General features: G+C 75.4%; 4 protein-coding genes and 1 pseudogene. 2 read left to right on the plus strand and 3 right to left on the minus strand.

Annotated features, from left to right (window positions below):
* On the minus strand, positions 1–839 hold an 839-nt coding region (locus V7793_RS33475; protein WP_336013464.1), incomplete at its 3' end, for a WD40/YVTN/BNR-like repeat-containing protein.
* A gap of 172 nt (positions 840–1011) precedes the next feature.
* On the opposite strand from V7793_RS33475, the gene V7793_RS33480 reads away from it, so the two are divergent.
* Together V7793_RS33480 and V7793_RS33485 are read left to right on the plus strand one after the other, a co-directional pair.
* Positions 1012–2202, plus strand: coding sequence for a sensor histidine kinase (locus V7793_RS33480; protein WP_336013465.1), 1191 nt, complete (start codon positions 1012–1014; stop codon positions 2200–2202).
* 309 nt (positions 2203–2511) lie between these two features.
* The gene (locus V7793_RS33485; RefSeq protein ID WP_168091666.1) at positions 2512–2925 is read left to right on the plus strand and encodes an SsgA family sporulation/cell division regulator; all 414 of its coding nucleotides are present in this window, start codon (positions 2512–2514) and stop codon (positions 2923–2925) included.
* A 14-nt stretch (positions 2926–2939) separates the two neighbouring features.
* On the opposite strand, the gene V7793_RS33490 is transcribed toward V7793_RS33485, so the two are convergent.
* Positions 2940–3458 carry an inorganic diphosphatase gene (locus V7793_RS33490; RefSeq protein ID WP_336013466.1) on the minus strand — a complete coding sequence of 173 codons (519 nt, stop codon included), beginning with the start codon at positions 3456–3458 and terminating at the stop codon, positions 2940–2942.
* 865 nt (positions 3459–4323) lie between these two features.
* Positions 4324–4779: pseudogene (locus V7793_RS33495) on the minus strand (DMT family transporter); the annotation flags it as partial.

Below are 4779 nucleotides of genomic sequence, written 5' to 3' on the forward strand. Positions count from 1 at the left end.
CTGACGGCCGCGGCCCGCTCCGAGGGCTGCCCGGTGCGGTAGTCGCCGCCGACGGCCAGGCCGTGCGTCCGGTCGCGGAAGGCGAGGCCGAAGACCCCGCGGGCGGAGTCGCCGGCGGGGACGGGCGTGCCCGCGACGGTCCAGGTGCGGCCGCGGTCGGCGGAGTGCAGGACGCGGGAGGACGCGGCGCCGCCGGTCGCGATCCAGGCGTCGTGCCTGCCGGAGCTCACCACGCACTGGCCGCTCGCCGCGAACGCGGCCTCACCGGGGAGTGCGGCCGGCATGCCGCGGGCGGGCAGGACGCGCCAGCTGCGGCCGCCGTCGCCGGTGGCGAGGATGCGGAACCGGCCGTCCACGGGGTCGCCGAGGGCGATGCCGTGGCGCGGGTCGAAGAAGGTCAGGCAGTCGTAGAACGCCTTCGGATCGGTGTTGCGGAAGGTCTCCGTCCAGGTGCTGCCGCCGTCGTCCGTGCGGAAGACCCTGGACGCCTCGCCCTCGCCGATGGCCAGCACGACGGCGCGGCGGCCGTCGAACGCCTCCACGTCGCGGAATTCGAGGGCGCCCGCGCCGGGCGGCGAGACGTTTCGCCAGCTGCGCCCGCCGTCCCGGGTGAGCAGGACCGTCCCCTTCGTGCCGGCGGCCCACGCCGTGGAGCGGCTGACGGCCGCGAGCCCCCGGAAGCGGGCGTCGACACCGGCGTCCCTGCTCTCCCACGCCGGGCCCGGGCCCCCGCTCCCGGCACGGGCCGGTGCGGTGGTGACCGCCAGCGCCAGCACGGCGCCGGTGAGCGCCCCCGTCAGTCCGCACAGTCTGCGTAACGTCTTCCCCGTCCGTCTCATGACCGGGGAAGCTAGCCGACGCCGGGCGGGCCGTCCACGGGTCCTCCGCTCCCGCCCCTGCCCGCTGCCCGCCCGCTGCCGCGCAAGCTGTCCAACATTCATCCTTTCGGCCGGGGCGGGTGTGGCTTTACGGGCGATCCCCGCGCTCCGCGCCCCCGCCTAGCGTGAGCCCATGACGCCGACATCCCTGCCGTTCTCCCCCTCCGGGACCGCCGCCGCCCCGTCCCGGGCCAGGCGCCGCCAGGGCTGGCTGCTGGCCGGCCTGTGCGGCCTGTGGCTGCTGGAGGGCCGCCTGCTCTCGCGGGGAGCCGTCCACCCCGGGCAGACCGGCGGCCACCACGCCCACCTCGTGGTGTGGGCCGCCGGGCTGCTGGTGGCCCTGTGCGTGCTGCCCCGGGGCCCGCTCGCCGCGCGCGCCGCGGCGGCGATCGCGGTGTCCTGGTCGGCGACCGGGTACCTGATGGCCGCGGGCGAGCACCTGCCCGTCTGGGGGCTGACCGAGAGCGCGGCCCTGCTGGTGCTGCTCGCCCTCGTCACGTGGCGGGCGCCGGTGCGGGCCGCCGTGCCGACGGGCGTCGCGCTGGCCGCCGGGGTGCTGGTGGCGCCCGTGCGCGACACGGACGCGCCCGGGGCGGCCGTCGTCGTCTACGCCCTGGTCGTGGCCGGTGTCACCTCGGCGGGCCTGTGCCTGCGCCACCGGGACGGCGAGCGCGCCCGGGCCGTGGCCGCCGCGCGTGACGCCGAGCGCCTGGAGCTGGCGGGCGAGCTGCACGACTTCGTCTCCCACCACGTCGCCGCGATGACGCTGCTGGCCAAGGCCACCGGCACCGTCGCCAAGGACGAGCAGGTCGCCGCCTCGCTGCGGGACATCCAGGCGGCCGGCGACGAGGCGCTGACCTCGTCCCGGCGGCTGCTGCGCGTCCTGCAGCAGGACCAGGCCCACCGCGCACCGCTGCCCGGGCTGGACGGGGTGAGCGCGCTGGTCGACGCGTTCCGCCGGACGGGGCCGGGCTCCGTGCGGGTCGAGCTGGACGCCGACCCCCGCTTCGGCTCCGGGACGGCCCCGGAGCTGGCCGCCTCCGTCCACCGGATCGTCGCCGAGGGGCTGGCCAACGTGGCCAAGCACAGCCCCGGGGCGTCGGCCGTGCGCGTGACGCTGCGCGAGGAGGAGCGGCGCCTGTTCGTCTCCGTGCGCGACGACGGCCCCGCGGGGCGGCCGGCGGCCCACGCGCCCGAGGACACCGGGGGCCTGGGGCTGGTCGGGCTCACCGAGCGGGCGGACGCGATCGGCGGGTCCCTGACGGCGGGGCCGGTCCCCGGCGGGGGGTGGGAGGTGCTGGCGGTACTGCCGGTGCAGCGGTAGTGAATGGTAGTGAACAGAGTGGCGTACGGGCAGCGATTTCATGGCTGAGACGGCTTATGTCTTTTCCAATCAAAGGATCGTGATGCAGGTCACGCTTGAATCATGTGCACTGCAGCGATCGAACCGCCGTCTCTTCTGACGGCGTCTCTCCAGTCGGCGGATCCCTCCCGGATCCGGCCGGCGGCCGGACGCCGGCAGGAGCAGCACGAACCGCACGACCCGCACGTCCCGCACGACCACCGCCGCACCAGCACCCCGTACCACCGCAAGGACCCGCACCACATCACAGCGATCGCGAGGGAGCACGCGTTGTCCACTGTCATCGACCAGGCTGTCCAGGCACGGCTCATTGCGTCGGCCCCGCAGGACCGCGCCGTCCCCGCGCAGCTGCGCTACGTACCCTCCGATCCCTTCGCCGTCCACATCGCCTTCCCGCCCGTGGCCTCCCTCGACGGGGCGGACGTGGAATGGGTCTTCGCCCGCGAGACGCTCGCCTGCGGCCTGATCGCGCCCACCGGGGGCGGCGACGTCCACGTGTGGCCGTGCGGGCCGGACCGCACGGTGCTGGAGTTCCACGCCGTCGAGGGCGTGGCCATGGTGCAGATCGACACCGCCGAGCTGCGGCGCTTCCTCGCGCGCTCCTACGCGCTGGTGCCGGCCGGCAGCGAGGGCGGCCGGCTGGACGTGGACGGGGACCTCGCGGCGCTGCTCCGGGAGGCCTGAGCCCGGATGGGCGGCTAGTGCGCCGGGCGCTCCTGCTCCTGCCCGGCGCCGGCCGCCGCGGCCCGCGCGTAGGAGGCGGAAATCTCCGCCTCGGCGGCGGCGCGGTCCGCCCAGCGGGCGCCGTCGTCGACGGACTTGCCGGGTTCGAGCTCCTTGTACACCTCGAAGAAGTGCTGGATCTCCAGGCGGTCGAACTCGGGGAGGTGGCGCAGGTCCCTCATGTGCTCGTGGCGCGGATCGGACGAGGGGACGCACAGCACCTTGTCGTCCTCGCCCTTCTCGTCGCGCATGCGGAACATCCCGATGGCGCGGCATCTGATGACGATCCCCGGGAACGTCGGCTCGCCCGCGAGGACGAGGGCGTCGAGCGGTTCGCCGTCGGCACCGAGGGTCCGCTCGATGTAGCCGTAGTCGGCGGGGTAGCGGGTCGAGGTGAACAGCAGCCGGTCCAGGCGGATGCGGCCGCGCTCGTGGTCCATCTCGTACTTGTTGCGGCTGCCTTGCGGGATCTCCACGACGACGTCGAAGTCCACGGGGTCTCCTCCGGAGGGGGTGGGCCGGACGGACGGGCCCATCGTGTCGTGCTTCCTGCGCCAGGGCCATACCTCCTCGCGGAGGGCGCTCACGGACAACGGCGGCCCCGCCATGCTCGCGGCCGACGCCGCCGTCACTCCCCGCCGGCCTCCCGGGTACGCCGGGCCGTCTTCCCGGGCTCCCGCTCGGCCCGGCACCGCCGGACCACGCCGACGCGGCTGATCGCCGTTGCGGCGGAAGGGGATTCCAGCGCCCCGGACACCGGCAAGGACCACCGAACCCTCAGCACAGCACCGCCGGACCACACCATCCCGGCTGATCACCACTGCGCCGGAAGCGATTTCCCGGCAGCCCCGACCACCGGCAAGGACAGCCACACCACCGGCCCGGCACCGCCGGACCACGCCGACGCGGCTGGTCGCCATTGCGGCGGAAGGGGGTTCCGGCGCCCCGGACACCGGCAAGACAGCCGGGCCCCGGCCCGGCACCGCCGCGCCATACCACCCCGGCCGATCGCTGCGGCCGACGGGACCTCCCGGCTGATCAGCGCTGCTGCGGAAGGGATTTCCCGGCGGCCCCGGACACCGGCAAGGACCACCGAACCCTCAGCACAGCACCGCCGAACCACGCCGACACGGCTGACCGCCGCTGCGGCAGAGGGGAGTCCGGCCCCCGGACACCGGCAGAACCACCGAACCCCTCAGCCCGGCACCGCCGCGCCACACCACCCCGGCCGATCGCTGCGGCCGACGCGGCCTCCCGGCTGATCAGCGCTGCTGCGGAAGGGGTTTCGGGAGCGCGTCCCGTGAATCCCCGCCCCTGCAGCCGCAGTCGGCGCCGGGTCGTGTCCGCCGTTCAATGGGGCTATTCCTGTTTCGCCGTCGCGTGGGTGAGTCTTCGGCGGGCGCGGGGGACGGTCGGGGTGGCGGCGGCGGTGGGGAGGGTGGCGGCGGGTGGGGTGAGGCGGCTCAGGGTGATCACGCCGGCTATGGCGACCGTGCCGGCCAGGGCGGCGAGGAGCCCGCCCGTCACCCCGTACCGGAACGTTTCTCCCAGCACCGCCGTCCCCACGGCCGCCGCCACCACGGGGTTCACGGTGGTCACCGTCGCCAGCGGGGCCGCCAGGCCCGCGCCGCGGTAGGAGGCCTGGGACAGGAGCATGCCGCCCGCGGCGAGGACGGCGGTGACCAGCGCCGTGAAGGCGAAGAACTCCGTCCTGCCGGAGGTCCAGTCCTGCGCGGCGGCCTTGGTGAAGACGGAGGCCATGCCGAAGGCGACGCCCGCGGCCGCGGCCAGCACCACCCCGTGGACGACGGCCCG

This window comes from Streptomyces sp. KLMMK, assembly GCF_036961605.1.
GTDB classification, from domain to species: domain Bacteria; phylum Actinomycetota; class Actinomycetes; order Streptomycetales; family Streptomycetaceae; genus Streptomyces; species Streptomyces telluris.